General features: G+C 56.6%; 27 protein-coding genes, 1 tRNA gene and 1 riboswitch. Of the genes, 15 read left to right on the forward strand and 13 right to left on the reverse strand.

Features of this window, described 5'->3' with window-relative positions; genetic code table 11:
• Nucleotide 1 precedes the first annotated feature (1 nt).
• Nucleotides 2–430 carry a GNAT family N-acetyltransferase gene (locus ACJ8IJ_RS10610; RefSeq protein ID WP_049188489.1) on the reverse strand — a complete coding sequence of 143 codons (429 nt, stop codon included), beginning with the start codon at nucleotides 428–430 and terminating at the stop codon, nucleotides 2–4.
• Between the two features lie 83 nt (nucleotides 431–513).
• Nucleotides 514–576, forward strand: a riboswitch (Fluoride riboswitch).
• A 79-nt stretch (nucleotides 577–655) separates the two neighbouring features.
• Between ACJ8IJ_RS10610 and crcB the strand changes: the two genes are divergently transcribed.
• The 3 genes from crcB to ACJ8IJ_RS10625 all read left to right on the forward strand — a co-directional run bounded on the left by crcB (nucleotide 656) and on the right by ACJ8IJ_RS10625 (nucleotide 3,121).
• Entirely contained in the window at nucleotides 656–1,039 is a 384-nt protein-coding gene (crcB, locus tag ACJ8IJ_RS10615; protein ID WP_004940022.1) for a fluoride efflux transporter CrcB, read from the forward strand.
• Nucleotides 1,040–1,327: 288 nt separating this feature from the next.
• Entirely contained in the window at nucleotides 1,328–1,924 is a 597-nt protein-coding gene (locus tag ACJ8IJ_RS10620) for a TetR/AcrR family transcriptional regulator (RefSeq protein WP_265260900.1), read from the forward strand.
• A gap of 6 nt (nucleotides 1,925–1,930) precedes the next feature.
• Nucleotides 1,931–3,121 carry a multidrug effflux MFS transporter gene (locus ACJ8IJ_RS10625; protein WP_015376928.1) on the forward strand — a complete coding sequence of 397 codons (1,191 nt, stop codon included), beginning with the start codon at nucleotides 1,931–1,933 and terminating at the stop codon, nucleotides 3,119–3,121.
• Between the two features lie 57 nt (nucleotides 3,122–3,178).
• Here the strand turns inward: ACJ8IJ_RS10625 and cspE are convergent, their stop codons facing one another.
• A complete protein-coding gene (cspE, locus tag ACJ8IJ_RS10630) occupies nucleotides 3,179–3,388 on the reverse strand; it encodes a transcription antiterminator/RNA stability regulator CspE (RefSeq protein ID WP_004940030.1) in 210 nt (69 codons plus the stop codon).
• A gap of 345 nt (nucleotides 3,389–3,733) precedes the next feature.
• Between cspE and ACJ8IJ_RS10635 the strand changes: the two genes are divergently transcribed.
• From ACJ8IJ_RS10635 to ACJ8IJ_RS10660, 6 genes are all read left to right on the forward strand, one after another.
• The gene (locus ACJ8IJ_RS10635) at nucleotides 3,734–4,897 is read left to right on the forward strand and encodes a M20 peptidase aminoacylase family protein (RefSeq protein ID WP_171403124.1); all 1,164 of its coding nucleotides are present in this window, start codon (nucleotides 3,734–3,736) and stop codon (nucleotides 4,895–4,897) included.
• Between the two features lie 188 nt (nucleotides 4,898–5,085).
• A complete protein-coding gene (locus tag ACJ8IJ_RS10640; RefSeq protein WP_342579114.1) occupies nucleotides 5,086–6,411 on the forward strand; it encodes an LLM class flavin-dependent oxidoreductase in 1,326 nt (441 codons plus the stop codon).
• Nucleotides 6,412–6,437: 26 nt separating this feature from the next.
• The gene (locus tag ACJ8IJ_RS10645; protein WP_286093919.1) at nucleotides 6,438–7,358 is read left to right on the forward strand and encodes an ABC transporter substrate-binding protein; all 921 of its coding nucleotides are present in this window, start codon (nucleotides 6,438–6,440) and stop codon (nucleotides 7,356–7,358) included.
• A 9-nt stretch (nucleotides 7,359–7,367) separates the two neighbouring features.
• Nucleotides 7,368–7,895 carry a GNAT family N-acetyltransferase gene (locus ACJ8IJ_RS10650; protein ID WP_075685629.1) on the forward strand — a complete coding sequence of 176 codons (528 nt, stop codon included), beginning with the start codon at nucleotides 7,368–7,370 and terminating at the stop codon, nucleotides 7,893–7,895.
• Nucleotides 7,896–7,926: 31 nt separating this feature from the next.
• Entirely contained in the window at nucleotides 7,927–8,814 is an 888-nt protein-coding gene (locus tag ACJ8IJ_RS10655) for an amino acid ABC transporter permease (RefSeq protein ID WP_004940038.1), read from the forward strand.
• A 9-nt stretch (nucleotides 8,815–8,823) separates the two neighbouring features.
• Nucleotides 8,824–9,651 carry an amino acid ABC transporter ATP-binding protein gene (locus ACJ8IJ_RS10660; RefSeq protein WP_015376924.1) on the forward strand — a complete coding sequence of 276 codons (828 nt, stop codon included), beginning with the start codon at nucleotides 8,824–8,826 and terminating at the stop codon, nucleotides 9,649–9,651.
• Between the two features lie 36 nt (nucleotides 9,652–9,687).
• Here the strand turns inward: ACJ8IJ_RS10660 and ACJ8IJ_RS10665 are convergent, their stop codons facing one another.
• On the reverse strand, nucleotides 9,688–10,197 hold the full coding sequence (locus ACJ8IJ_RS10665; RefSeq protein WP_004940041.1) for a VOC family protein: 510 nt from the start codon (nucleotides 10,195–10,197) through the stop codon (nucleotides 9,688–9,690).
• 166 nt (nucleotides 10,198–10,363) lie between these two features.
• On the opposite strand from ACJ8IJ_RS10665, the gene ACJ8IJ_RS10670 reads away from it, so the two are divergent.
• The gene (locus ACJ8IJ_RS10670) at nucleotides 10,364–10,843 is read left to right on the forward strand and encodes a cold-shock protein (protein ID WP_015376922.1); all 480 of its coding nucleotides are present in this window, start codon (nucleotides 10,364–10,366) and stop codon (nucleotides 10,841–10,843) included.
• A gap of 81 nt (nucleotides 10,844–10,924) precedes the next feature.
• Nucleotides 10,925–11,086, forward strand: a complete 162-nt coding sequence (locus ACJ8IJ_RS10675; RefSeq protein ID WP_015376921.1) for a YnfU family zinc-binding protein — start codon at nucleotides 10,925–10,927, stop codon at nucleotides 11,084–11,086.
• A gap of 6 nt (nucleotides 11,087–11,092) precedes the next feature.
• Here ACJ8IJ_RS10675 and ACJ8IJ_RS10680 read toward each other — a convergent pair whose 3' ends face one another.
• The 3 genes from ACJ8IJ_RS10680 to ACJ8IJ_RS10690 form a co-directional block, all read right to left on the reverse strand.
• Entirely contained in the window at nucleotides 11,093–12,541 is a 1,449-nt protein-coding gene (locus ACJ8IJ_RS10680) for a GGDEF domain-containing protein (RefSeq protein ID WP_033645856.1), read from the reverse strand.
• A 629-nt stretch (nucleotides 12,542–13,170) separates the two neighbouring features.
• Nucleotides 13,171–13,722, reverse strand: coding sequence for a flavodoxin family protein (locus tag ACJ8IJ_RS10685; RefSeq protein ID WP_004940045.1), 552 nt, complete (start codon nucleotides 13,720–13,722; stop codon nucleotides 13,171–13,173).
• A 402-nt stretch (nucleotides 13,723–14,124) separates the two neighbouring features.
• Entirely contained in the window at nucleotides 14,125–14,268 is a 144-nt protein-coding gene (locus ACJ8IJ_RS10690; protein WP_162838026.1) for a hypothetical protein, read from the reverse strand.
• Between the two features lie 624 nt (nucleotides 14,269–14,892).
• On the opposite strand from ACJ8IJ_RS10690, the gene ACJ8IJ_RS10695 reads away from it, so the two are divergent.
• On the forward strand, nucleotides 14,893–16,074 hold the full coding sequence (locus ACJ8IJ_RS10695; protein ID WP_131164588.1) for a hypothetical protein: 1,182 nt from the start codon (nucleotides 14,893–14,895) through the stop codon (nucleotides 16,072–16,074).
• A 750-nt stretch (nucleotides 16,075–16,824) separates the two neighbouring features.
• Here the strand turns inward: ACJ8IJ_RS10695 and ACJ8IJ_RS10700 are convergent.
• Nucleotides 16,825–18,366, reverse strand: coding sequence for a glycosyltransferase family 39 protein (locus tag ACJ8IJ_RS10700; RefSeq protein ID WP_286093917.1), 1,542 nt, complete (start codon nucleotides 18,364–18,366; stop codon nucleotides 16,825–16,827).
• Between the two features lie 125 nt (nucleotides 18,367–18,491).
• Nucleotides 18,492–18,635 carry a hypothetical protein gene (locus ACJ8IJ_RS10705; RefSeq protein WP_162838025.1) on the reverse strand — a complete coding sequence of 48 codons (144 nt, stop codon included), beginning with the start codon at nucleotides 18,633–18,635 and terminating at the stop codon, nucleotides 18,492–18,494.
• 361 nt (nucleotides 18,636–18,996) lie between these two features.
• Between ACJ8IJ_RS10705 and ACJ8IJ_RS10710 the strand changes: the two genes are divergently transcribed.
• Nucleotides 18,997–19,308 carry a MoaF-related domain-containing protein gene (locus tag ACJ8IJ_RS10710; protein WP_286093916.1) on the forward strand — a complete coding sequence of 104 codons (312 nt, stop codon included), beginning with the start codon at nucleotides 18,997–18,999 and terminating at the stop codon, nucleotides 19,306–19,308.
• Between the two features lie 146 nt (nucleotides 19,309–19,454).
• On the opposite strand, the gene ACJ8IJ_RS10715 is transcribed toward ACJ8IJ_RS10710, so the two are convergent.
• The 4 genes from ACJ8IJ_RS10715 to ACJ8IJ_RS10730 form a co-directional block, all read right to left on the reverse strand.
• On the reverse strand, nucleotides 19,455–19,805 hold the full coding sequence (locus ACJ8IJ_RS10715) for a gamma-glutamylcyclotransferase family protein (RefSeq protein WP_442518609.1): 351 nt from the start codon (nucleotides 19,803–19,805) through the stop codon (nucleotides 19,455–19,457).
• Nucleotides 19,806–19,986: 181 nt separating this feature from the next.
• Nucleotides 19,987–21,945, reverse strand: a complete 1,959-nt coding sequence (locus ACJ8IJ_RS10720; RefSeq protein ID WP_004940060.1) for an acyltransferase family protein — start codon at nucleotides 21,943–21,945, stop codon at nucleotides 19,987–19,989.
• A gap of 375 nt (nucleotides 21,946–22,320) precedes the next feature.
• Nucleotides 22,321–22,397, reverse strand: a tRNA-Arg gene (locus tag ACJ8IJ_RS10725).
• 412 nt (nucleotides 22,398–22,809) lie between these two features.
• Nucleotides 22,810–23,019 carry a hypothetical protein gene (locus ACJ8IJ_RS10730; protein ID WP_342579055.1) on the reverse strand — a complete coding sequence of 70 codons (210 nt, stop codon included), beginning with the start codon at nucleotides 23,017–23,019 and terminating at the stop codon, nucleotides 22,810–22,812.
• A gap of 205 nt (nucleotides 23,020–23,224) precedes the next feature.
• Here ACJ8IJ_RS10730 and folD point away from each other — a divergent pair, with 205 nt between their 5' ends.
• Complete coding sequence (gene folD / locus ACJ8IJ_RS10735; protein WP_004940177.1) at nucleotides 23,225–24,091, forward strand: bifunctional methylenetetrahydrofolate dehydrogenase/methenyltetrahydrofolate cyclohydrolase FolD; 867 nt, start codon at nucleotides 23,225–23,227, stop codon at nucleotides 24,089–24,091.
• A gap of 10 nt (nucleotides 24,092–24,101) precedes the next feature.
• Nucleotides 24,102–24,314, forward strand: coding sequence for a ribosome-associated protein YbcJ (gene ybcJ / locus ACJ8IJ_RS10740; protein WP_015376914.1), 213 nt, complete (start codon nucleotides 24,102–24,104; stop codon nucleotides 24,312–24,314).
• Between the two features lie 60 nt (nucleotides 24,315–24,374).
• Here ybcJ and cysS read toward each other — a convergent pair whose 3' ends face one another.
• The gene (gene cysS, locus ACJ8IJ_RS10745; protein WP_442518610.1) at nucleotides 24,375–25,760 is read right to left on the reverse strand and encodes a cysteine--tRNA ligase; all 1,386 of its coding nucleotides are present in this window, start codon (nucleotides 25,758–25,760) and stop codon (nucleotides 24,375–24,377) included.
• Nucleotides 25,761–25,790 lie beyond the last annotated feature (30 nt).

The raw sequence follows: 25,790 nt of genomic DNA on the forward strand, positions 1-25,790 counted from the left end.
CTTACTGACTTAATAACTTGGCAAAATACTTCGGCGCTTCGACAAAGCCTTCACGCCGGTAAAACGCATGCGCCCGCTCGCGGCGGCTGTGGCAATGGACTTCCAGCCGATCGCAGCCGCGACGGTGCGCTAGCGCCTCGCCTGCCGCCAGCAACCGCCGCCCTACGCCCGCGCCGCGCGCCCGATCGTCGACGCAAAAATAGCTGATGCGGCCAATGTCGCCGGCCAACGCCAACTGCGGCAGAAAATGCAACGACAACACGCCCAGCACTTGTTCGCCCTGCTCCGCCACCAGCAACGCCTCGTCCGGGTGCGCCAGAAGTTGGTGCATCCGCTGTGTCAGAAACGCCTCGGTGCCGGGATAATCCAGCGCCGTCATTAATTCAGCGATAGCGTGCCGGTCGCTCAGACGCGCCGTTCTGATTTCCATCCGTTTTACCTCGCAGAGTGTCGATACTACAAAATAGGCGGCATTAGGTGTAACATCCACCGGGTGCGGCGAAAAAGGCCGTGCGGCACGCTGGAGATGACATTCCTCCCTAACCGCCTTCACAGGCTGATGATGTCTACGTAACCTCTCGGAGAGAGGCGCGTAGCGTTACGCCTGTCCCTTTCCGAGCCTCGTGAATTTCTCTGATTGAAAGGTAGTTGCCCCATGTTGAGCTCTTTACTGGCCGTATTTATCGGCGGCGGCGTCGGCAGCGTTTTGCGCTGGGCGGTAAGTATGAAAATGAATCCGCTGAACGCCCACATTCCGCTCGGTACGCTGATGGTCAATCTGATCGGCGGTTTTATCATCGGCCTGGCGATGGCGATTTTCACCCGCATGACGCATCTGGATCCCACCTGGAAATTACTGATCACCACCGGATTCTGCGGCGGCCTGACCACCTTCTCCACCTTTTCGCTGGAGGTGGTATACCTGATGCAGGATGGCCGCTTCGGCTGGGCGCTGGCCAACATGCTGCTCAACCTGGCCGGCTCGCTGGCGATGACGCTGCTGGCCTTTATGCTGGTGATGTGGGTCAACGGGCGATAAGGCCTTAATGTTTCCTTAATCTTGCATGCGCATAATCTCATCCAGTACCCCTGACTGGATGAGAAATCGCTATGTTTAGCCTGCCGAAAACCGCCGCCGAAGCGATCGCCGTTGCGCTGTGCGTGCTGATCGTCGCCGCCTTTATCAAATCCTACCTGTTCGCTTAAACGCCTTTTATCGCAGCACGCGTTCATCTTGCGTCTTTCCGGTCGGTTACACTACAATTGAGAATGAACGTTCACACCCAAAAATGTGGACCCGGCTCACGCGTAGCAAAGGATCGGGCAGATGCTCTCCCCCAACGACAGTAAACAGGCCAAGGTGCAGGCTCGCCGCGATCAGATCGTCGAAGCGGCGAAAACCAGCTTTCGCCGCCACGGCTTCCACGCCGCCAGCATGGCGGAGATCGCCCAAGGCTCGCAGCTTAGCGTCGGGCAAATCTATCGCTATTTCGCCAATAAAGACGCGATCATCGAAGAGATCGTCAACCGCATCATCACCAACAAGATGCAGCGGCTGGAAAACCTTGGCGATCACATCAACCTGATCGCCGGCGTGCTGGCGGCGCGCACGCTGTTTCAGCAGCCGGGCGAGAGCGAAACCGATCACATGCTGATGCTGGAAGTGACCGCCGAGGCCACGCGCAACCCGGTGGTGGCCAAAATGCTCAGCGATGCGGAAGCGCGGCTGTTTCGCCACGTGTGCCACAATCTGCAGCGGCTGTACCCCCATTTCAGCGCGGAAGAGATCGCCGCCCGGGTGGAGTTTATCGCCGTCATGAGCGAAGGCACCGGTTACCGGATCCTTACCACGCAAAAAGCCGATGCGTCCCTGCTGCGCGATCTGTATCAGCAGGCCATTTCTCACCTGTTCAGGAAACTCTAATCTCCCATGACCAAACACTTAGCCAGACAACGTCTGGTGTACGCCGTCGTGCTTGGCCTGCTGGCCGCGCTGGGGCCGCTGTGCACCGATCTCTACCTGCCCGCCCTGCCGGAGATGGCGGGCGAGCTGAATACCTCCACCGCCGCCGCGCAGCTCAGCCTGACCGCCGGGCTGCTAGGCCTGGGCGTCGGCCAGCTGATTTTCGGCCCTTACAGCGACAAGCTGGGCCGCATGCGCCCGCTGCTGCTGTCGCTGATCCTGCTGCTGGGCGCTTCGCTGTGGTGCGCGCTGGCGCCCACCATCGACCAGTTGCTGATCGCCCGCCTGCTGCAGGGCATCGCCGGCGCCGGTGGCGCGGTGATTTCCCGCGCCATTGCCCGCGATCTGTACGCCGGCCATGAGCTGACCCGTTTCTTCGCCTTGCTGATGCTGGTTAACGGCCTGGCGCCGATCGTCGCGCCGGTGCTGGGCGGCGTGATGCTGCAGGTGATGAACTGGCGCGGCATCTTCGGCGTACTGGCGGCCATCGCGGTGCTGCTGTTCAGCCTGTCGGCGCTGAAGCTGCGCGAATCCCTGCCGGTAGAGCGCCGCAGCCAGGGCGGTATCCTGGCGATGCTGATGTCACTCGGCGGGTTGCTGACCCAGCGCTATTTTATGGGGCTGTGCCTGACGCAGGGCTTCGTAATGGCCGGCATGTTCGCCTATATCGGCGCTTCGCCTTTCGTCTTGCAGCAGATCTACGGCCTCAGCCCGCAGATGTTCAGCCTGTGCTTCGCCATTAACGGCGTCGGGCTGATCATTGCGGCGCAGCTGGCCAGCCGTCTCAGTTCACGTTGGGGGGAACGCCGGGTGTTGAGGGGCGGGTTAACGCTGGCGGCCGTCGCATCGCTGTTGCTGTTGTTGGCCGCCGCGCTGCATGCGCCGCTGGTCGTGTTGCTGGTGCCGCTGTTCTTCTCGGTGGCGGTGATCGGCATCGTCGGCCCGACCGCCTCGTCGCTGGCGATGCAAAGCCAGGGGGACAAAGCCGGCAGCGCATCGGCCTTGATCGGCGTGTGCATGTTCGCGCTCGGCGCCTGCGCCGTGCCGCTCACCGGGCTGGGCGGCACCTCAGGCCTGTCGATGGCGCTGACCATCGTCGGCTGCTACGCCGTCGCCATCCTGCTGTTCAGCCTGTTGGCCCGCCGCAGCGACGCATAACGCGCCCAATAAAAAACCCGCTCAATGAGCGGGTTTTAAGAAATTCAGCTACGCAGCTTAGATAGCAGTAACGTTAGCGGCAGATGGGCCTTTGGCACCGTTCGTGATTTCAAATTCTACACGCTGGCCTTCAGCAAGCGTTTTGAAACCGTTGCTAACGATGGCAGAGAAGTGAACGAAAACGTCCTTGCTACCATCTTCCGGAGTAATGAAACCGAAGCCCTTGGATTCATTAAACCACTTAACGCTACCTTTAATCTTAGACATCAAACTTACCTTTAACGTGAATGAAAGACACAAAACCTGTGTCGATTACAGTACAGCAAGCAGGCAGGATTTTGTCCACCACCGCGATCACAGAAATCCGATAAAGAGTGAAAAAATCCGTGTTGCCCGGTGTAAATGCATTGCACCGGTTGCGATACGTTACCGTTCCAGGCCAATCCTCTCCCTGCGCCGGCGAACAACGCGCGAACGCCTAAACCAGCCCCTTCCCCCCATCGTTGACGCGTCGTGCAGACACAATCGCTATGAAATATAACCAGATGGTCTTTTTGCTTCGGCGGCCCCTGCACTAGGGTTAGGGTTTATTTCCCACTGTGAGCCAAGCCTATGACCAGCCAGTTGGCAGACAAGATCATCGCCTATCGGCGTGAACTGCACCAAAACCCGGAGCTTTCCAATCACGAATTCGCCACCACCGCCCGCCTGACCCGCTGGCTGCAAGAGGCGGGCATTCGTATTCTGCCGTTGGCGCTGAAAACCGGCGTCGTGGCGGAGATCGGCAGCGGCAAGGGGCCGATCATCGCCCTGCGCGGCGACATCGACGCCCTGCCAATCGACGAAATCGCCGACGTGCCCTTTAGCTCGCAAAACAGCGGCGTGATGCACGCCTGCGGCCACGACTTTCACACCTCGGTGATGCTCGGCGCCGCGCACCTGCTCAAAGCGCGTGAGGCCGAGCTGCCCGGCACGGTGCGCATCTTCTTCCAGCCGGCGGAAGAGACCTTCAACGGCGCCCGGCACCTGATCGACGCCGGCGCGCTGGATAACGTCGCGGCGGTATTTGGTCTGCATAACGCGCCGGAGCTGCCCACCGGCACCTTCGCCACCCGCGCCGGGCCGTTCTACGCCAACGTCGATCGCTTCCAGATCCGCATCACCGGCAAAGGCGCCCACGCCGCCAAACCGGAACAGGGCGTCGATACCATCGTCACCGCCAGCCAGATCGTCGGCGCGCTGCAGACGCTGCCCAGCCGCAGCTTCAGCTCGCTGGAATCGCTGGTGGTGAGCGTGACGCGCATCGAAGGCGGCAATACCTGGAACGTGCTGCCGCAAACCGTGGAGCTGGAAGGCACGGTGCGCACCCACAGCGACGCGGTGCGCCGCCAGGTGCCGGATAAAATTCGCCAGGTGATCGACGGCGTCGCCGCCGCGCTGGGCGCCCAGGCTGAACTGCACTGGCAGCCGGGGCCGCCGGCGGTGATCAACGACGCCCATTGGGCGGCATTCAGCAAAACCGTCGCCGCCGAGGCCGGCTACCGGGTCGAAGAGGCGGAGCTGCAGATGGGCGGCGAAGATTTCGCGCTGTATCTGCATCACGTGCCGGGCGCGTTCGTCAGCATCGGCTCCGCCAGCGAATTCGGCCTGCACCATCCGCGTTTCAATCCCGATGAGCGCGCCCTCTTCCCTGCCGCCCACTATTTTTCGCTGCTAGCGGAGCGCACGCTGCAACAATTAACCCCCGCAGCGAAAAAAGCCCTCAGCAACGCCTGAATAACGTGAAGTAGTATTTCCCCGACGCCGCTGATGCCGCGTCGGGGATTATTATTTTCGCTCGCCGTGATATTTGCAGTTTTCAACATTTGAATATGCTGTTTTGTTGTTTTACATCCCGACAGCGCTCATCAATAGTGGACGCATCAGACACCGCGCGCCTTTCGGCGCATGACAGGATAATCACGATGAGCGACAACGCGAATAATCAACGGCAATTACGGCTGGGCGCCATTCTGCACGGCGCATCGGGAAATATGTCCGCCTGGCGCCACCCGGACGCCACCGCCGACGCCAGCATTAACCTCGAATTTAATATCGCCTCGGCGAAAAAAGCCGAACAAGGGAAATTCGATTTCGTCTTCGTCGCCGATGGCTTATATATCAACGAAAAGTCCATTCCGCATTTTCTTAACCGTTTCGAGCCGTTGACCTTATTGGCCGCACTGTCCGCCGCCACCGACAAAATTGGCCTGGTGGGCACGCTCTCCACCTCCTACAGCGATCCGTTCACCGTCGCCCGCCAGTTCGCCAGCCTCGATCACCTGAGCGGCGGGCGCGCGGGCTGGAACGTGGTGACATCGCCGCTGGAGGGGTCGGCCAAAAACTTCTCGCGCAAAGAACACCCGGAGCACAGCCTGCGTTACCGCATCGCCGGCGAGTTTCTCGACGTCGCCAAAGGACTGTGGGACTCCTGGGAAGACGATGCCTTCGTGCGCAATAAGGCCAGCGGCGAATTTTTCCGCGCAGGGAAACTGCACACCCTCAATCACCAGGGGGAGTTCTTCTCGGTGCAGGGGCCGTTGAACATCGGCCGCACGCCGCAGGGCCGCCCGATCCTGTTCCAGGCCGGCGCCTCCGAAGACGGCAAACGGCTGGCGGCCAAGCACGCCGATGCGATCTTCACCCATCACGACACGCTGGAGCAGGCGCAGGATTTCTACCAGGACGTGAAGCGGCAGTTGGTGGAACAGGGGCGCGAACCGGACGACCTGCGCATCTTCCAGGGCGTCAGCGTGATCGTCGGCGACGACGATGCGGACGTCGAGCGTCAGTACCAGGAGACCGCCCGTCTGGTCAGCATCGAGAACGCCCTCAACTACCTTGGCCGCTACTTCGAACATTACGACTTTTCCCGCCATCCGTTGGACGCCCCCTTCCCGGACATCGGCGATTTGGGGCAAAACAGCTTCCGCAGCACCACCGACGCCATCAAGCGCAACGCCCGCGAGCGGAACCTCACGCTGCGCCAGGTGGCGCTGGAAGCCGCCTCGCCACGCCCGGTGTTCAGCGGCACGCCGGAAGCGGTGGCGGACGGCCTGCAACGCTGGTTCGACGGCGAAGCCGCCGACGGCTTCATCATCAGCGGCGGTACGCCCAACGCCTTCGGGCACTTCGTCGATCGGGTGGTGCCCATCCTGCAACAACGTGGCCTGTTCCGCCGGGCGTACCACGGCGATACGCTGCGCGAGCACCTGGGCCTAAAGCGTCCGTTAAACAGATTCACCCAATAATAAGATCGTTTTCAGGGATACCCGCTATGCAGAAAACCGTTACCGCCGCTCTCGTGGCGGCCTTGCTGAGCCTGACCGACGCCGCGCAGGCGGGCACCGGCATCGATTTACAGGCCAATGAAACCCCGATCCACGCGCCGAAAAACCCGCAGGCGATCGCCAAACTGCCGGCCGATTTCCACTTCGTGAAGCCGGGACAATTCACCGTTGCAATCGCCGCGCTCAACACGCCGCCGCTGGCGCTGTTCGCTGCCGACAACCGGCGGCTTATCGGCAGCGAAGTGGATATCGCGCAGCTGGTGGCCGACAGCCTGGGCCTGGAGCTGAACGTAGTGCAAACGTCGTGGGAAGACTGGCCGCTGGGAGTGGTTTCCGGCAAGTATGACGCGGCCATCACCAACGTCACCGTGACCAAAGAGCGCAAAACCCGCTTCGACTTCGCCACCTACCGCATCGACTCGCTCGGCTTTTACGTCAAAACCGGCGGCAAGATCGCAACGATCAAACAGCCTGCCGATATCGCCGGATTAAAGATCATCGTCGGCTCCGGCACCAATCAGGAAGCCATCTTGCTGGCGTGGGATAAACAGAACCGGCAGCAGGGGCTCAAACCCTTCCAGCCGATCTACGTGACCGACGATGCGGCCGCCACGCTGGCGATCCAGTCCGGCCGGGCCGACGCCTATTTCGGGCCGAACGTGCTGGGCGCCTATAAAGCGGCGTTGAACGGCCGCACCCGGCTGGCGGGCACGGTGGAAGGCGGTTGGCCCAAGGCGGCGCACATCGCCGTCACCACCCGTAAAGGCAACGGGCTGGTGCAGGCGGTGAATGAAGCGCTGAACGGCACGATCCGCGGCGGACAGTACGATCAGGTGCTCAATCGCTGGGGCGAGAGCGTCGAACGCCTTGCGCAGTCGGAAATCAACCCGCCCGGCCTGGGCGATTAGGAGCGCGCAATGACGCAAGACACCTTCATTCAGACGTTGCCGACCGACCCGCTGATCGCCCCGGTGATCGAGGGGCTGTTCGGTGAATATCGCCAGCGTTACGGCGACTATTTTGGTGACCAGGAACCGGAACCGCTGGACCTGTATGCACCGCCGCAAGGGGCCTTCATCGTGCTGCTGCGCGCCGGTGCGCCGATCGCCATGGGCGCCTTCAAGCACTATGACGCGCAAACCGCCGAGCTGAAGCGCATCTGGACCCGGGGCGATCTGCGCCGCCAGGGCCTGGCGCAGCGGGTGTTGCAGCAGTTGGAAACGCTGGCGCTGGCGCAGGGGTATCGCCGGCTCTACCTGACCACCGGCTTTCGCCAGCCCGAAGCGGTGGGCCTGTACCTGAGCAACGGTTATCAGCCGCAGTTCGATCCCACCGTTGACAGCGAGGTTTACAGCCACCCGCCCTACGATGGCCGCCTGCCGTTCCGCAAAAGCCTGATTGCAGAGGACGCGTGTTGTTGCGCGTCGGAAAGGAAAATCGCCTAAACCCCCTTTATCTGTAGTCAGGAGACATGACATGTCCAAACAAGAAGTCTTGAAAGTGGTGCCCGCCCGCTATCCGCTGCGGCTGATCGGCGCCCTGTTCTCGCTGTTTATTCTGGCCGCCATCGTGCAATCGGTGGCGGGCAACGCGCGCTGGGAATGGGGCGTGTTCGCCGAGTGGTTCTTCGCCCCGGCGGTGCTGGCGGGGCTGGGGCAGACCCTGCTGCTGACGCTGCTCGGCACGCTGTTCAGCATCCTGTTCGGCACCCTGCTGGCGCTGGCGCGGCTGTCGCGCTCTTACCTGTTGGCGTCGCTGGCCTGGGGGTATATCTGGCTGTTTCGCTCGCTGCCGCTGATCCTGGTGCTGATCATCCTGTATAACTTTTCCTATCTGTACGACGCCATCTCGCTGGGCATTCCCTTTACCTCGGTGGTGTTCGCCAGCTACCCGACCATCGATATCCTCGGCCAGTTCGCCGTGGCGGTGCTGGGCCTGACGCTGGTGCAGTCCGCCTATACCGCCGAGATCATCCGCGGCGGCATCCTGGGCGTGGATTACGGCCAGCACGAGGCGGCGGCGGCGCTGGGCCTGCCGGGCTATCGCCGCACCTTCCGCATCATTCTGCCGCAGGCGCTGCGATCCATTATTCCGACCGGATTCAACGAGATCATCAGTCTGGCGAAAGGCACCTCGATCGTGTACGTGCTGGCGCTGCCGGAGCTGTTTTACACCATCCAGGTGATCTATAACCGCACCCAGCAGGTGATACCGCTGCTGATGGTGGCCACCGTCTGGTATCTGTTCATTACCACCGCCCTGTCGGTGATCCAATACTACATCGAGCGCTATTTCGCCCGGGGCGCGGTGCGCGAACTGCCGCCGACGCCCTGGCAGAAACTGGCCGGCTGGCTAAAACGTTAGGAGACCCGCATGTCTGAAGCCATTGATTATTACGCCTTGCCCGAACAGCCGGCACGCAACCTCACCCCGGTGCCGGCGCGCGGCCTGATCGAAATCAGCAACGTCAGCAAGTTTTTCGGTAAACACAAGGCGCTGGACGACGTCAGCCTGACGCTGCAGCCGGGCACCGTAACCGTGATCCTCGGCCCTTCCGGCTCGGGCAAATCGACGCTGCTGCGGGCGATCAACCACCTGGAGCGCGTAGACGAGGGCTTTATCCGCATCGACGGCGACTACGTCGGTTACCGCCGCAAGGGCAACCGGCTGTACGAGCTGAAGGAAAAGGCCATTCTCCGGCAGCGCATCAACGTCGGCTATGTGTTCCAAAACTTCAACCTGTTCCCGCACCTGACGGTGCTGGAAAACATCATCGAAGCGCCGGTGGTGCACAAAATTCACTCCCGCGAACGGGCGAAGGCGGTGGCCTATGAGCTGCTGGATACCGTCGGGCTGCGCCACAAGGCGGATGCCTACCCGCGCCACCTCTCCGGCGGCCAACAGCAGCGCATCGCCATCGCGCGCGCGCTGGCGCTGAACCCGAAGGTGATCCTGTTCGATGAGCCGACCTCCGCGCTCGATCCCGAGCTGGTCGGCGAAGTGCTGGACGTGATTAAGGGATTGGCGGATCTGGGCGTCACGCTGGTGGTCGTCACGCATGAAATCGGCTTTGCGCGCGAAGCGGCGGATCGGGTGGTGTTTATGGTCGACGGGCAGATCGTCGAACAGGGCGACGCCAGGCAGGTGCTGGCTCAGCCGCAGCACCCTCGCACCGTTAACTTTCTCAACAAAGTGCTGTGAGCGTCGGGGCGCCACAGCGCCCCGCTCAGGAGCAGGTTAAAGACCGGCGAAACGCCGCTTCTCGGCGGCGAAATCCAGCGGGCGAATTCCCTGCTGGTTTTTATCCTCTTCGGTCAGCAGCGCCGGCGGAATAAACCAGGTCACCTCGAACAGCAGCCCGTCCGGATCGTGGCCATAAATGCTTTTGTGCACGCCGTGATCCTCTTCCAGCCCGAGAATGCCGCGTTCGGCCAGCTGGTGACGAATGCGCTCCAGCTCTTCCAGGCTGTCCACTTCCCAGGCCAGATGGTACAGCCCGGCCGGTGGCTCATGCTCTGCCGGCGGCTCGTTGTTGGCGCGAAACACCCCGGCGCGCTGCTGGCCCAGATTCTTGCTGAACAGCGCCAAATCGTGATCGTTGTCCGAATCGGCGGCCTGGGTAAATACCGCCCGGTCGGGGCTGTCGGACGGCTTCAGCTTGAAGCCCAATACCTGATGATAAAAGTCGGCGCTCTGCCGCACGTCGCTGACATACAGCACGGCGTGATTGAGACGTTTGATACCCATCGATATTCCTTTTTCGCATTGAATGAAGTCAGCATGAACATAGCATGTGGGGGGAAAGCCGCTAAATGCCGTTATCGCATGACTAAATGCCGCCCGCGCAATCTGTCGCTGCAAGGCATTCCGCGCTATCATAAGCGCTGTATTGATCCCTTTTGTGAGAATAACGATGAACGGCAAGATAACGACTTTTTTTGAAGACAAAGGCTTCGGCTTTATTACCGACGAGAACGGAGAAAATCGTTATTTTCACGTGATTAAAGTGCAGAATCCGGAGCTGATTAAGAAAAACGCGGCGGTGACCTTCGAACCGACCAACAACACCAAAGGCCCGTCGGCTTATGCGGTCAAAGTGTTGGCGCCCAGCAAATACATCATCATCGCCAATGAAAGAATCAAGATCGCCAGCATCAAGTCTTTCAATACCTTCACCAAGGAAGTGCCGGTCAAAGCCGATGTGGATAAAGAGAACACCGTGCTGTCGGTCGGCCTGCTGATGAACCGCATTCGCCCGCAGTCCGAAGACCAGGCGCAGGCCATGCAAACGCTGCGCATGCTGACCATAACCACCTTCCAGAACACCACCCATACCTTCTCCGAGCACGAGATCGACATGGATGAAACCATCAAGGCGTTGAAAAGCCTGTAAGCCTCTGCGTACAGAAAATAACCAACGAAATTTGTCGTCGCCTGTGTTAGCGTGAGTTTTCACCTGACACAGGCTATTGATATGTCCGATTCCAGCAGCGTCAAAGGTTTTATCAACCGCTCCACCCAAATCGTCTGCCCTAAATGCGGCTATGTTACCCGGCAAAAATGCGCGGCAATGCTGCAAGACGTGATACTGATTTGCCCTAATTGCGAAACTCGCTTCGAGCCCAGGCAAGGCTGAAAACGGTTAGCGGAACAGAATATGCTCGACGCTGTTGCCGTTCACCACGTTGAACGACTCCACCCGATTACGCCCCTGCGATTTGGCGCGATACAGCGCGATATCCGCCATATTCATCAACTGCTCCAGCGATTTCACTTCGTTCATCGCCAGGCTGGCGACGCCGACGCTGATGGTGATTTTCAGCGTCTGTTTGCCTTCCGCCTGCAGTTCCGCCTGCTCCACCAACCGGCGCAGATGCTCGCCCAGCGCCACGCCCTGCGCCGCCAGCGCGCGCGGCAGCATGATGGCGAATTCTTCCCCGCCCAGGCGGCCGAACAGCTGATCGTGCCGCAGCTCGCGCCGCACGATGTGCGCGAACGACGCCAACACCTGATCGCCGGCGCTGTGGCCGTGCGTATCGTTGATCTGCTTGAAATGATCGATGTCGATCAGCAGTAGCGACACCGCCTCTTTCGAGCGGTGCTTGTGCTCCAGCAGCTCGCCCGCTTTGCGCGTCATCGCGCTGCGCGCCAGCACCCCGGTCAGGAAATCGTGGTTGGCGCTGTGCTCCAGACGCCGCATCAGCTTGCGATTGGCGGCGATAGAGCTGGCGAGGATCAGCGGCCCCATCACCAGCATGGCGATGCCCAAGCGGGCAGACATCAGGGTGTCGAGGAAGGCGTTGTGATTGTTCGGCGTTTCATACAGCACCAGGTTGGCTGAAATGTTGCTGATCTCGGTCATGCCGGTCAACAACGTCAACAGCGTCACGGGGAACAACTGGTAGCGCACTGCGCACCACAGCAGCGCCGGGATCGGGAAAGCGATGGCGCCCGGTCCGCCGATATAGACGCTGAACGCCAGCGACAGCAGTAGCGCCAATAGCGGCAGGCAGCCTTTCAGGCGCCAACGCACCTGCATGCGAAACAGCTGTTTCAACCGCGGCGCCGCCATCAGCACCGGCAACAACAGCAAGGTCGTCGAGAACTGCTCACTGAACCAGGCCAACCAGGCGACCACCACCGTATTGTTGTACAGGCTGTCGTTACGCAGCACCGACAGCGTCGACGCCACCGCCGATCCGGCCAGACTGGCGCTGAACATATAGAGTATCGCCTGGGGTTTGCCCATGCGCCGTTGAGATTGCGGCAGCATCAGCATGATGCCGTAACCGACGGCGATCAGCGACATGTTGCAGGCGTTCAGCCACAGCGCCAGGGACCAGCCCTCGCCGGTACTGAGATCGGCGGCGACCATGCCCAGATAAGTGGTGAGCCAGCCGAGCGGCGTAGCGTAAACGGGTTTACGCAGCAGCAGCCCGAGCAGAATCGCGTTGACCGGCCAAAATAAAGAAAGTGAACCTATCGGCCGGCTAAGAATACCCACCAGGGAGAGTAAAAAGGCCAGCATGAAAAGATTGATCAGCTGCACCGTTAGCGGCAGGCCATGCCTGGCGTTTATTCTGGCGCTCATCGCCTCGCCCATATTTTGCTAATAACCAGAATAATAATATGCATACTCTCTCGCCCGGCCAGTGAGGGATAGTCAATCCGAATTTCAACCAAAAAAGCCAGACAAATCAATAATAAAAAACATTAACATTTAATTAACAGAATTTTCTTAGCCTGATGCGGCCGCGGCGTAACTCCCCGCATAGCGTCAGCAAATAATGCCTGCTCTGCTGTCAGCATAGCGCATAGCGTAATAGGCCGCCGAGAGCGTTAATTACATTAATAAACCTGTGGTTATTGGTCATTAAATGAAGTTTGAATCACTGTGCGATTATTTTCCTGCAACTGGGCCGCCTGTGCAATAACAACCCAAAAAAAGCCCGCATGAAGCGGGCTTGCTTGAACAACAGCAAATCGACAGTTACGACACGGCCATGCATTGCATGACCGTGCTGACACGCAGTATAGCGGTGAAAGCTTAAGCAGACCTTAGCAACAAAAAACCCGGCCTAGGAACCGGGAATATTTGTACGAAATGCAGTGTTAGCCCAAGCAGGCTAATAACATTTCGCAGATTACACGCCAATTGTGCAGAGAAAATGAACGCGGCATCCGTTCAACCGCACCGCCGTCCCATCTACACGATAGGTCTTACGCCAGTTTGGCGGCAAAGCCCGCTACGCGCTGACCATAGAGCTTGGCGGTCGCCAGATCGCCCGACAACATCTCATCCACGCCGGCATCCGCCGGGGTCTGCACCAGCAGCCCCACCGAACCGCCCAGGTTATTGACGTCGGTGCGCTGCGCCGATTTGGTGTTGGCCGGCAGCAGCCCCAGGCTGACCCACAGGCCGCCATGTTGCGAAGCCAGCGTCTGCAGCGCGATCAGCGTCACCTGCTTGTCGCCGTTCAGGCTGGCGCTGTTGGTAAAACCGCCGAACACTTTATCCTGCCACTTGCGGCCGAACCAGGCTTTGGAGCTGGCGTCGGCGAATTTCTTGAACTGCCAGGATGGGCCGCCCATATAGGTCGGCGAACCAAAGATGATGGCGTCCGCCTCATCCAGCGTCTGCCAGGCTTCGTCGCTGATATCGCCGTTCTGATCGATGGCGATCAGTTCCGCCCCGGCGCCTTCCGCCACCACTTTCGCCAAACGCTCGGTATGGCCGTAGCCGGAATGAAACACCACTACTGTCTTCGCCATAGAAATTCCCCACTCATTGCACAAAGGCGCCGACGGCGCCCCTCTCGCGTTCAATCTAATCAAGCGCACAGCGACTGAATACCGAATAAAACTGACGGTGTTATTCAAAAAAATCGCGTTACGCGCCAGGCATGCACAGATAAAAAAAATCCCGCACAAGGCGGGATAAACTTAACAGGGATGGGGTAATACACTACAGGGAATGGATAACACACAACATCATCGGGTAGAGCTACAGTACCAATCTCAATGTATAGAACTGTCATCCCCGCGTAAGTTTGCTCGGCCAGATGTAACGCCGAATGGGAAATATGACATTTTGCTCAACGCACCACGAACAGGCGCGACTCAAAACAGCCGCTCTTGAAGATAACGGTGTTGACCCACCCCGGCGAACGGCCCTCATCGGATTTCAACGGTGATATCCGGGTAGGCCTTCTCCCCATCGCTGAGGTAATGCCCCAACGCCCGGTATGCCATGACGTACAACACGGCGGCGGCGCACAGGCACAACAAAGTCACGAGAAAGAATCTGGATTTGCGCACGATAGGCTCCATGGGGAAATTTTCGCCTATTGTAGCGCGGCAAAATAAACGAAGGCTCAATTGGTGGCGGGTAGGCGCCACTCGCAGATGTCCGTCACTCCGCCCGATCCCAGACGCCGTCTGGCATACCGGGTGCGACTTACTCATCGTGAACAAAAAAAGCATCATGTTGAAAAACGGCAACATTGCCCGTCTCTTTATACGCTTTTGATGAAGCGAACATGCACAGCAAGAAAACGCACACGCCAAATAGAAGATATGTTTCCAGATGTCACAGCAAGCAAAAGCAGAACGTAATGACATGATAAACAACATCATACATTGAGACTAACGCCTTATTTATCGCCAAAATTACAGATTAACCTTATTGACGCCTGATTTTTTGGCTATTTTTTAATCAAAACAAGCCAGATTATAAATCTGCTTTAAGCGTTAAAACAAACAACAAATCAGAACAAAAAACCACAATAAAATAAATAGTCAGTTATTAACACTAAATAAACCATAAGCTAAAAACAAACCAGACAATGCAATGCCATTCTAGGTAAAATAGAGCTTTATAAATTCAAAAAAAAATTTAGCCAAAGACGCTTTGGCATGCTTGTTATGAAAGGGAATTTTTTCATGAAGCGTTTTTATAATGAAACACTGCGTTGGATGATTGCACTATTTTTCATTGCGGTACCATTTAACCCATATATATCAGGAATGACCTTTTATTTATGGATATTATTAATTTTCGCCGACACAACATTTCTTAGTCGAATGCAAACCATCAGTCGCAAGACGATTGCATTTTTGTTCATTTGGATGGCGACTTGCTTAATCACAATAAATCCTACCATCGCAATAAAGTCTGCAGTTCTGGCATTGGGAGTTTTCTACTTTGTCACAATGCGCAATGAAATATCCCGAAAAGTCTACTTTAGCTTTTTAATTTCCCTGGTATGGTGCCTAATGCAATTTACGGCATTTTTCTTCGACAAATCGCTGGCGTTGGCAATGGGGCCTAAAAACCTCTCCCAATTAATCTGGGGGCAGTTCGCAACCAAAACCTCGAGCAACCAATTTGCTATCATTCTTTTCCCTCGCATGTCTGGTTTATCCCGGGAAGCGGGTTTCTTTGCCTCGCTGCTTGCCGTCGTGTTCTTGATAAGGCTGCGCGAGGGCAATGTGAAGAAGAAAGAATATGCACTGTTCGCAGCAGGTTTTCTATGCAGTCTGTCAAAAGTATCCTTCTCACTGTTAATCATTGGCATCCTTTATCCTCTAAAACGGATAATAAACAAGATCCCCGTAACGATCACCTATGTCGTATTTTTCTTATCGCTGGTATCATTTGCCACTTATTTAAACATTGGCGATCCCAAGTTTTACATCCCTAATGAGTCAATCGCTCACAGACTGTCAGCCTCTTATATGATTCAGTATATGGATGTAAAGAGTCTCTTCTTCGGTTGTACCGATGACTACAGCTGCTTTGACAACTCCAAAATGGGTATGGTCAATTATTTGATCTCTCGTGGCGGCGGGGCAGGATTCACGCCCAATGTAGGCATGAACGGTATATTTATTAACCTGGGCGTGCTCGGCTTCATCATGGCAGCCATAGGACTACAGGTCTTGAACTTCAAAAGTTTCGATCTGATTCTTTTGATCATCTTCACGTCTACCGTTTCGCTGTTTACAATAGATGGTTTTGTTATCGCCATTTATTATTACATCCTGACCGACAAATATTACGCCAAAAGAAAACTCCCAACCAGGTCTCTTAACACCTCGGTGAACGTACCTATATCGAAATAACGTCCCATCGCTTATATGAGCCATAGGTTAACCCCGGCTCATATAAGCGCCTTTCTAGCGTTGATGCCCCCCTGGGCTCCCCTTCTTTTATCACTCTCATGCTAACCATGAGCATCATATCTAGTTAACCGTGTGCTCACCTCTTCACTTTCAGACCATTAACGATAGAGCCACACCTTGCTCCGGACGTCAAAATACAAAAAAAATACAATCCAGCAGTTTCACATCTATATTTCATAGTGGTTCATCGAAACCGTGGCAGACTGACTGAATGGAGGAGGCGTGAGAATAAACAAGCGCCGCTTGCGATACGATGTCCTGCGATACAGTGCATTGGCTTTTGCTGTTATCGTCTATCTTGCTTACCTTTATTTAATTTAATGAGTTAGCGTTACCTAGTACACAAAACCCTCGCTTCGGCGAGGTCTTTTGCCGCCGTTGAGCCGCAATGAGCGCATCGCCGAAGCCAGTCCGGCGCTCCGGGCGAAAGTGATGGCGCAAAAAGAGTCACTCCACCTGCTGCAAACTGCGACGGGAGAGAAAAGAGAGCCATTCTCAGCCGCGCAAAGAGAACCCGACCTCGAGGTAACGCCGCAGCGGCAGTTGCGGGGGACAACATTATCGGGGCATCTATATGCAGCGATTGGCGTTTCCGCCAGGATTGTCGGCCTCCAGGTACTTCCCACACTCCGGTAGCGGCGAAAAACTATCGGTGTGCGGGGAGCTTCAAGACAAAGGGCATTTATCCGGCTATCTGATATCGCGCACCACGAACAGGCGCGACTCAAAGCCGCCGCTCTTGAAGGTAACAGTGTTGACCCACCCCGGCGGCGAACGGCCGAAGTCCTGGTTGAAATCGCCGCCGCTGACCAGCCAAATCCGGCGATGGCCCTTCGATAAGGCGCTGAGCTTATCGACGTAGGTCTGCGCCGCCCGATCGTGGAAAAAGGTGCCGAAACCATAGGCGTTGGGCTTACCGGAGATGCCGTTGGGCCTGGTCGGGGTATACAGCAAGGCGCGATAGCCCTGCTTGTTGTAATACACATAGCTCAGGTAGTTGAACATGTTGCTGACCACCACCGCATCGTTGAGCTGATAGTGGCTGTTGATATAGTGCACCATCACCTTGAACTCATCTTTCTCGGCCGGGTAATCGTTACGCACGCCGCAGCCGAACAACAAACTGAAGAACAGCAGCAAAGAGATCCCGCGCACTCGGTTTTTCGTTCCGGCGATCAGCACGCCCAACACCAGCGGAATGCCGAGCGCGGCGGAATAGAGATAGCGATCGACAAACAGCGGCGAGCGCCAAGAAATGGCGAATACCAGCATCACCGGGATCAGCATGCCGCAGAGCAGCAGCAGAGATAATTTTCTCGGCATCTGGCGCCGCCACAGCAGCAGTGAACATAAAGCGACAAACATCGCCGGCAACAGCCAGAGAATGATCGTGGGATAGTTGCTGCCATCATGGCCGGTGAGAAAACGCCAGAACATCGCCGGCAGATCGCTCCAGGAAACCTGAGGGATCCAACCGACGTCGCCGCCGACCCTCAGCTCGGCGATATGCGCCAGCAGATTGAACAACACCAGCAGCCAGGGAATGTAGGCCACCCCGATCGCCGCATTGGCCAGCCACCATGCCGGTTGCTTGATATAACACTCGCCTTCGCGGCGGCACGACAGCGCCAACACCACCAGCCAATGCGCGATCAGCGTGAAAATCGTGAAGTAATGGGTATAAAAGCTCAGCGTCATCACTAACGCATACAGCGCCAGATAACGGCGATTATCCGGCGTTTTCAGCCACTTCGCCAACGCCATGGCGGCGGCGATCGCCAGCAGCCCCATCAGCGCATACATGCGCGCCTCCTGGCTGTAGCGCACCGCCATCGGCATGATCGCCATCAGCCAGCCCGCGATCAGCGCCGCCCGTTCATTGGCCAGCCAACGGATAAAGCGCATCGCCAGTGCCACTGTCGCCACGCCGAACGCCAGGCTCAACGAGCGGGCCGCCAGAATACCGTCGCCGAACAGCGCCATCCAGCCATGCAGCAGCAGGTAATAAAGCGGCGGGTGAACATCGAAGGAAGCGTGATAGAGCAACGCGCCCACATCGTAACGGCTGGTCAGCACGCTGGAGGCTTCATCGCACCAAAAATACCTGTCGGTTAAGGATATAGACCGTACGAGCGCCGAAAACGCCACGATCGCCAACGCATAATGTTTGTAACCGATGCCCTTTAAGCCGTTGTTGCTTAAAGAGACATTCGAAACCTGCTGCAGTGACATAACCGCATTCCGCCCAAGAGAACCACACCGTGTGGAGACGCTGCGTCATCATTGCCGACGGCGAGTAAATGGCGGGTAAATCAGTGCGAAAAAGTCGGCGCAGTCCCCTTCAGGCCGCACGGCTCTCAGCGAATTTCAACGCTGATATCCGGGTAGGCCTTCTCGCCGTCGCTGAGGTAATGCCCCAGCGCCCGATATGGCATCACGTACAGCACGGCGGCGGCGCACAGGCACAGCAAGGTCACGAGAAAGAATCTGGATTTGCGCACGATAGGCTCCATGGGGAAATTTTCGCCTATTGTAGCGTGGCAAAATAAGCGAAGGTTCAATGCCGCTTGCCGTTTCCTGTGACTGCGCTCGGTGTCAGACAAAGTCCCGTCACTTAACCCCCCCCCCCCCCCCCCGCAGTGAACAGTAACCTGCCGCCCATCCCCTTTATGAACAAAAAGAGAAAAGTGAATTGCCCGCCGGTCCCTTTTTCCACCGATGCGCCCTCTCTACTATTGGCCCTATCCAGCCGCTTAACGCTCAGCTGGCCGACCTCACTACCGCCTTAGGCATGAGTGATTCGGGATAGCAGCGTGCTTCACCGCCGCTTTTCAGCTACGACACATTAAAGGAGTTGCGACAATGGCTGTAAAATTTCCTTATGCAGGCCAATCTTTTACCATCAAGATGGACAATGGTCTCGAAGTTAAAAACGCCTACCATGCCAGTGAAAACACCATTACCGTTGAGTTTCTAAACGGAGAACTTCGCGGAACCATTATGAATGTGCCTTTCCAGTGGCGTTCATTGGCTGACGGCTATTTCATGATTTCCTGGCAAGAATCCGATAAAAATACCGTTGTTCACTGCGATAATTTCGAAAAACACATTTGTTATGCTTACTACACAACGATGAGTGGATATTTTTACGTGATGGAAGGGAAAATTCTTTAATTTACTTCAACGCCTTTAATCCTTTACGCGTATTAATTGCCGCTCTATCAAATAGCCTATCCTTTGGCGTGGCCATTTTTATGACTTTCACATATCTATCCCACATGACGCAAAAAACGGCCATAGCCGTTTTTTTAATCAATCCGTCAGGATCCCCCCCCAGAGTTGGGGCATTTCTTCAACATGTAGATAAACGAATCGACGATTTCACCGCCGACGGTGGTGACGCTGACCGCCACCCGTTCATAGCCGTCGCCTTCGAACGAGTCGAGAACCGGCCAATGGTTGACGAGGTTGGCGGAGCGAAACAGAAAACCGTTCACCCGATTGCCGCTGTTATCCAGCACGATGCCCGGGTAGCCCATCTCGGCTCCCCAACCTTCGTTAAGCAGCGTGCCGCCGACGCTGCCTTCTTCCCAGTTGCCGCCGATGGCTTCCATAATGTGCGCATTGGGCCTGCCCGGCCCCAGGGTACCGTACACGAATAAGCTTTGCATTTTTCTCTCAACTACTCACTGAAAGTTAGCGAAATAACATAGCATGACAACGAGCGCGTCTCGGTGTGAACAAAGAGTAAATTGTTGAGTTCAAATAACTTTGAACACAGCATCACTCTACGTCATGCCGGAGACATCTTTGCATGCCTGATATCTCCGGCCAGTATCCTACGACAAAGAATCAATCAAAGATCGTTTTGAACATCGGCACCAACAGTTTATTCCCGTATTCACTTACATGATTATCATCATAATAAATAGGGCGCCCGCTATATGTGCTTTCACATTTTCCGTCGCTACAAACCAGCGGTAATGGATTCAGGATTTTCACGCCGCATTTTTCTGCAGCTTCGTCCTGCGCTTGCCATACAAACGAATGACGTTTCATATAGTCAGCTTCCGACAGATAAATATGAGGCGCGTCCTTCCCCAACATCATGGCCCGCGACAGCGTTTTAGGGACATTAGACATCATTTCCGGCATAGGCCGCATCATGAAAACAGGATGTTTGGCGGCCAACTCACAGGCAGACTCAACCAAAGATGACTTGAATTCCGCGAGGAATTCGGGCTTCGGAGTCTTGCTGATATCAGAAAAATAGACGATCGGCGTACGTGTTTTTTCTTCAACATTATGCCGTCCAAAAGCATACACCGAGGTTCTGTTGATGATCACGATAGGAATAGCACTATCCAGGCTTGCCAGTTTTTTCCGCTGCCATTGATTGAAGCCATAACAATCCTGATGATCCTCAGCTTCACCAGGTACCGTTTTAGCCCGGTAGAGCGTAGGACAACCCGCATAGGTAAGATTCAACACGCCATCTTCTTTGCTTGGCAATGCCGCTTCCACGGCTGTCACCATGGCATTACCATGGCTATCACCGACGACCACCGCCTTAATTTCACTGCCGCCGAATACGCATCCCGGCGAGGTCGTGCCCGTCGTAGCGAAGCAGTCAGCGTGCTTGGGGTTGGAATTGAGACTTTCATTAGCGATAAGATCGATCTGTTCCGGTACGCGGTTGATAAAATGGTGTTTAAACATGACGACAGTAGCGGCGCAGATAATCACCATGCAGGAACCGATACTGAAAACATTCCCCCAATCGCTTTGCTTAGCTAATTTCTTGCGAGCCGGATTTTCAATAAAACGCAGAGAAAGCTCACCTAAAACCAAACTGAGCAGTAATCCTCCCAGCACCCATCGCCAATCTCCCGCGGTATTATTGTAAGCAAGAAAAACCACTACGGGCCAATGCCAAAGATAAATAGAGTACGACGAGACACCCACTCGCTCTGCAATATAGTTCGAGGTAAAAATTGAGCCCTGTCTAGCCGCAGCAAGCACCAGCATCGCCCCCGCCACTGGCACCATCGCATAGACTCCCGGCCATGCAAGCTTAGGGGTGAAAAACACGATTGCGACAACGATCAGGATGAAACCCACCAGCTCCATCATTTGAGCTTTAGTTTTCGAGAAGTGGCTATTTCGAGTCAGCCACCATACGGCCCCTCCTGCCAACATCTCCCACGCCCTTGTCGGCAACAAAAAGAACGCGGCGCTGGGTAAGGTGACAGCTAAATAGCAAGCGAGTGCAAAGGAGAGCAAAAAACCGCCAAACAGGGTGAGTTTCACCCCAGACGTTTTCCAAAAACGCCACATAACCAACAAAACGACGGGAAGTGCAATATAGAATTGCCATTCAACCGATAATGACCAAGTATGAAGCAGCCACTTTTCATGCGATGCGGCATCAAAATAGCCGGATTCTTTCCAAAACTTTACGTTTGAAATAAACAGCGCGGCAACCAGCACATGCTTTGAAAGGGTATTGTAGTCTACAGAGGTGAGGAAAAACCAACCGAGAATCAGTAGGGTAAAACTCAAAGCCAACAATGCGGGGATGATTCTGCGTGCGCGAGCCAGATAGAAGCGCCAAAGGGAGAAGTTGCCATTTTCTATACCAGAAACAATTATTTGCGTCATCAGGAAACCTGAGATCACAAAAAACACATCCACCCCTACAAAGCCACCAACAAAGCCAGGAACGCCAAAATGGAAAAGAACGACAGCGATTACTGCCCAAGCGCGAAGCCCATTGATGTCATGCCGGAAAACCCTTGCATTAGAAGACATAGCAACACTCATTAATCAAGATTTATGCAGATAGCGAAGACGTCGCATTTTGCACCATGAGTAGAATTTTACCTATAGCAGCCCTCAATTAATCGGATTTTTACCACTCAGCAGAGAACCCATTTTGATAGAGACCGCATGGTAGCGGAAGTCTCGTCGGGGAATAAGGGCATCCCTCTTAGTGAGGTTTTTCTTAATTCCCTTTCTGGCTGCACAGGATCCGGCATAAAAGGCTTTGACGAGGAGCATCGCCCTCAGAAAGTCCGGGGATGGCCTTACTTGGGTATAGCCGAGTGCAACCATAGCGGTACTTGGAAAATACAATAATTGAGGGGAAATAAGGGCAAAAAAGACTTGGTTTAGGGAGGCTCAAAATGGCACGCCCTATAGGATTCGAACCTATGACCTACGGCTTAGAAGGCCGTTGCTCTATCCAACTGAGCTAAGGGCGCATTGAGATGCGGCAACCTGCGGCTGCGGGTTGCGATTATACGGTCAGAGGTTAGCGAGTCAATGCCTTTTCATGACGTTACGACGGCGGCCGTGCTTTATGGCGTTTTTTCCGCCAGCGCCCGCACGGCGAGGGTTCTCGTCAACGGGCGCCGTTACGCTGAGCCAGCCCGGCGCCTACGTAAATCGGCGTGCGCTCAGCCTCTTGCCGCCCACCGCCCCGCCGCAGACAAAGGCGCGTAGACTGCACCACTGCGGCAATGTCCCCCCAATCGGCATGCTCAATCACCCGTGTGTTGCAAGTCGCCGCTACGCTTTCAACCCATGCGGCGTCAGGGCGTGCGCTGTTTAAAGAAGCCTGGCTCCCCGATGCCCAAACCAGCAACAGCGTGCAGCCTGCCCATACGCTGCCGTTCATGCGCACAGCTTCCGCCACAGCGCGCTCAGGCGCGACCGCCAGGACGGCGCCGACTGGTGCTGACAAAGCTGGTGCAGCGCGGTGAGTTGCGCGCCGTCCGCCGGGTGCAGCGAAGAATCGAACACCGTCTCGCCAACGTGCTTAGGCTGCGCCGGTTGCGCGCCAGGCTGGTGATGCAACGGATAAAGCCGGGTTATCGCTCTCATGATCCTGCCCTCTTTCGCCCTGTGTATGGCCCCAGCGTATGCAAATGCCGGTAAAAATGGCGTAGAGGTTCCTAAAGCCGGCATAAAAAAAGCGTAAATCGGCCTCGCCAACGGCGGCGAGGGTGATTCTGCGCCTGACAGCGCGCTCAGCTTCTGACAGAATAGCGGCATCCCCGCTTTTCTTAATTGATGGATTTCCACACTGATGTCAGCAAAGATTATTGATGGTAAAACGATTGCGCAGCAGGTTAGAAACGAAGTGGCTGAGCAAGTGAAACAACGTCTGGCGGCCGGCAAACGCGCCCCAGGCCTGGCGGTTGTGCTGGTCGGCGAGAACCCGGCCTCGCAAATTTACGTCGCCAGCAAGCGCCGCGCCTGCGATGAAGTCGGCTTCCTCTCCCGCTCCTACGACCTGCCCGCTGCCACCAGTGAAGCCGAGCTGCTGGCGCTGATCGACCAGTTGAACGCCGATGAGGAAATCGACGGCATTCTGGTGCAGCTGCCGTTGCCGGCCGGCATCGATAACGTCAAGGTGCTGGAGCGCATCCATCCGGATAAAGACGTCGACGGCTTCCACCCCTACAACGTCGGCCGCCTGTGCCAACGTGCGCCCAAGCTGCGCCCGTGCACGCCACGCGGCATCGTCACCCTGCTGGAGCGTTATAACATCGATACCTACGGCCTGAACGCCGTGGTGGTCGGCGCCTCTAACATCGTCGGCCGCCCGATGAGCATGGAGCTGCTGCTGGCCGGCTGCACCACTACCGTCACCCACCGCTTCACCAAAAATCTGCGTCATCACGTCGAGAACGCCGATCTGCTGGTGGTGGCGGTCGGCAAACCGGGCTTCATCCCGGGCGACTGGATCAAACCGGGCGCCATCGTGGTAGACGTCGGCATCAACCGTCTGGAAAGCGGTAAAGTGGTGGGCGATGTCGATTTTGACGCCGCCAGCGAGCGCGCCGCCTACATCACCCCGGTGCCGGGTGGCGTTGGCCCGATGACCGTGGCTACACTTATCCAAAATACCTTGCAGGCCTGCGAGGAATATCACGACGTTCAACCTAAATAAGTAAGGCAGTATGGAAATTTTCAATCTGGACAATCATCCCCACGTCGAACTGTGCGATCTGCTGAAGTTCCAGGGCTGGTGTGAAAGCGGCGGCGCCGCCAAAGAAGTCATCGCCGAAGGGCTGGTGAAAGTCGACGGCAAGGTCGAAACCCGCAAGCGCTGCAAGATCGTCGCCGATCAGGTGGTGGAGTTCAACGGCGGCAAGGTCATGGTTAAACCCTAACCTGTAGCCATAGAAAAAGGCGCTGAATTCAGCGCCTTTTTTGTTTTCACTTCGGCCGGCTTACTTACGGCGCCAGGTGGTGCCCTGCGGCCCGTCTTCCAGCACGATGTTCATCTCGTTCAAGCGATCGCGAGCGGCGTCCGCCAGCGCCCAGTTCTTGGCGGCGCGCGCTTCGTTACGCTGTTTGATCAGCGCTTCGATCTCCGCCACTTCGCCGTCGTCAACCTGTGCGCCCCCTTGCAGGAACTGCTCCGGCTCCTGCTGCAGCAGGCCGAGCACTTTCGCCAGCTTGCGCAGCTCCGCCGCCATGCCGTTGGCCGCCGCCATGTCTTCCCCCTTCAGGCGGTTAACTTCGCGCGCCAGATCGAACAGCGCCGAGTAGGCTTCCGGAGTGTTGAAGTCGTCGTCCATCGCTTCGCGGAAGCGAGCTTCGAACGCTTCGCCGCCGGCCGGCGCGGCATCGGCGTCGGTGCCGCGCAGCGCGGTATAGAGGCGCTCCAGCGCGGTGCGCGCCTGCTTAAGGTTCTCTTCGCTGTAGTTCAGCTGGCTGCGATAGTGCCCGGACATCAGGAAGTAACGCACCGTCTCCGCATCGTAATGGCCGAGCACGTCGCGGATGGTGAAGAAGTTATCCAGCGATTTGGACATCTTCTCTTTGTCGATCATCACCATGCCGGAGTGCATCCAGTAATTGACGTACGGGCCGTCGTGGGCGCAGCTCGACTGCGCGATCTCGTTCTCGTGGTGCGGGAACATCAGATCGGAACCGCCGCCGTGGATGTCGAAGTGGGTGCCCAGCTGTTTGCAGTTCATGGCGGAGCATTCGATATGCCAGCCCGGACGGCCCGGCCCCCACGGCGACTGCCAGCTCGGCTCGCCCGGCTTGGACATTTTCCACAGCACGAAGTCCATCGGGTTACGCTTCACGTCGTCGATCTCCACGCGCGCGCCGGCCTGCAGCTGATCCAGATCCTGACGCGACAGCAGGCCGTATTGCGGATCGCTGTCGATGGAGAACATCACGTCGCCGTTGCTGGCCACGTAAGCGTGATCGCGATCGATAAGACGCTGCGTGATCTCGATGATCTCGGCGATGTGCTGGGTCGCGCGCGGCTCTTGATCCGGGCGATCGATCAGCAGCGCGTCGAAGTCGGCGTGCATTTCCGCCAGCATGCGTTCGGTCAGCTGGTCGCAGGTCTCATGATTTTCCGCCGCGCGGCGAATGATTTTGTCGTCTACGTCGGTGACGTTGCGCACGTAGTTCAGCGAATAGCCGAGATAGCGCAGATAACGCGCCACCACGTCGAAAGCGACAAAGGTACGACCGTGGCCGATGTGACACAGGTCATAGATGGTTACCCCGCACACGTACATGCCCACTTTCCCGGCATGAATGGGTTTGAATTCCTCTTTTTGACGACTCAGGGTATTAAAAATCTTTAGCATCGGGAGATTCCGTGGTGTGCGTGATAACAA

Source organism: Serratia sp. CY40230 (genome assembly GCF_052168835.1).
GTDB lineage: Bacteria > Pseudomonadota > Gammaproteobacteria > Enterobacterales > Enterobacteriaceae > Serratia > Serratia nematodiphila.

What these genes read in the sequence shown, in the direction of transcription:
- ACJ8IJ_RS10675 (WP_015376921.1), top strand. Translation starts at nt 10,925, where the DNA reads ATGTCCGATTCCAGCAGCGTCAAAGGTTTTATCAACCGCTCCACCCAA.
- ACJ8IJ_RS10620 (WP_265260900.1), top strand. Translation starts at nt 1,328, where the DNA reads ATGCTCTCCCCCAACGACAGTAAACAGGCCAAGGTGCAGGCTCGCCGC.
- ACJ8IJ_RS10660 (WP_015376924.1), top strand. Translation starts at nt 8,824, where the DNA reads ATGTCTGAAGCCATTGATTATTACGCCTTGCCCGAACAGCCGGCACGC.
- ACJ8IJ_RS10625 (WP_015376928.1), top strand. Translation starts at nt 1,931, where the DNA reads ATGACCAAACACTTAGCCAGACAACGTCTGGTGTACGCCGTCGTGCTT.
- ACJ8IJ_RS10700 (WP_286093917.1), bottom strand. Translation starts at nt 18,366, where the DNA reads ATGTCACTGCAGCAGGTTTCGAATGTCTCTTTAAGCAACAACGGCTTA.
- cspE (WP_004940030.1), bottom strand. Translation starts at nt 3,388, where the DNA reads ATGTCTAAGATTAAAGGTAGCGTTAAGTGGTTTAATGAATCCAAGGGC.
- ACJ8IJ_RS10710 (WP_286093916.1), top strand. Translation starts at nt 18,997, where the DNA reads ATGGCTGTAAAATTTCCTTATGCAGGCCAATCTTTTACCATCAAGATG.
- ACJ8IJ_RS10670 (WP_015376922.1), top strand. Translation starts at nt 10,364, where the DNA reads ATGAACGGCAAGATAACGACTTTTTTTGAAGACAAAGGCTTCGGCTTT.
- ACJ8IJ_RS10645 (WP_286093919.1), top strand. Translation starts at nt 6,438, where the DNA reads ATGCAGAAAACCGTTACCGCCGCTCTCGTGGCGGCCTTGCTGAGCCTG.
- cysS (WP_442518610.1), bottom strand. Translation starts at nt 25,760, where the DNA reads ATGCTAAAGATTTTTAATACCCTGAGTCGTCAAAAAGAGGAATTCAAA.
- ACJ8IJ_RS10650 (WP_075685629.1), top strand. Translation starts at nt 7,368, where the DNA reads ATGACGCAAGACACCTTCATTCAGACGTTGCCGACCGACCCGCTGATC.
- ACJ8IJ_RS10720 (WP_004940060.1), bottom strand. Translation starts at nt 21,945, where the DNA reads ATGTCTTCTAATGCAAGGGTTTTCCGGCATGACATCAATGGGCTTCGC.
- ACJ8IJ_RS10685 (WP_004940045.1), bottom strand. Translation starts at nt 13,722, where the DNA reads ATGGCGAAGACAGTAGTGGTGTTTCATTCCGGCTACGGCCATACCGAG.
- ACJ8IJ_RS10715 (WP_442518609.1), bottom strand. Translation starts at nt 19,805, where the DNA reads ATGCAAAGCTTATTCGTGTACGGTACCCTGGGGCCGGGCAGGCCCAAT.
- ACJ8IJ_RS10610 (WP_049188489.1), bottom strand. Translation starts at nt 430, where the DNA reads ATGGAAATCAGAACGGCGCGTCTGAGCGACCGGCACGCTATCGCTGAA.
- ACJ8IJ_RS10730 (WP_342579055.1), bottom strand. Translation starts at nt 23,019, where the DNA reads ATGAGAGCGATAACCCGGCTTTATCCGTTGCATCACCAGCCTGGCGCG.
- ACJ8IJ_RS10680 (WP_033645856.1), bottom strand. Translation starts at nt 12,541, where the DNA reads ATGAGCGCCAGAATAAACGCCAGGCATGGCCTGCCGCTAACGGTGCAG.
- folD (WP_004940177.1), top strand. Translation starts at nt 23,225, where the DNA reads ATGTCAGCAAAGATTATTGATGGTAAAACGATTGCGCAGCAGGTTAGA.
- ACJ8IJ_RS10655 (WP_004940038.1), top strand. Translation starts at nt 7,927, where the DNA reads ATGTCCAAACAAGAAGTCTTGAAAGTGGTGCCCGCCCGCTATCCGCTG.
- ACJ8IJ_RS10665 (WP_004940041.1), bottom strand. Translation starts at nt 10,197, where the DNA reads ATGGGTATCAAACGTCTCAATCACGCCGTGCTGTATGTCAGCGACGTG.
- crcB (WP_004940022.1), top strand. Translation starts at nt 656, where the DNA reads ATGTTGAGCTCTTTACTGGCCGTATTTATCGGCGGCGGCGTCGGCAGC.
- ACJ8IJ_RS10640 (WP_342579114.1), top strand. Translation starts at nt 5,086, where the DNA reads ATGAGCGACAACGCGAATAATCAACGGCAATTACGGCTGGGCGCCATT.
- ACJ8IJ_RS10635 (WP_171403124.1), top strand. Translation starts at nt 3,734, where the DNA reads ATGACCAGCCAGTTGGCAGACAAGATCATCGCCTATCGGCGTGAACTG.
- ybcJ (WP_015376914.1), top strand. Translation starts at nt 24,102, where the DNA reads ATGGAAATTTTCAATCTGGACAATCATCCCCACGTCGAACTGTGCGAT.
- ACJ8IJ_RS10695 (WP_131164588.1), top strand. Translation starts at nt 14,893, where the DNA reads ATGAAGCGTTTTTATAATGAAACACTGCGTTGGATGATTGCACTATTT.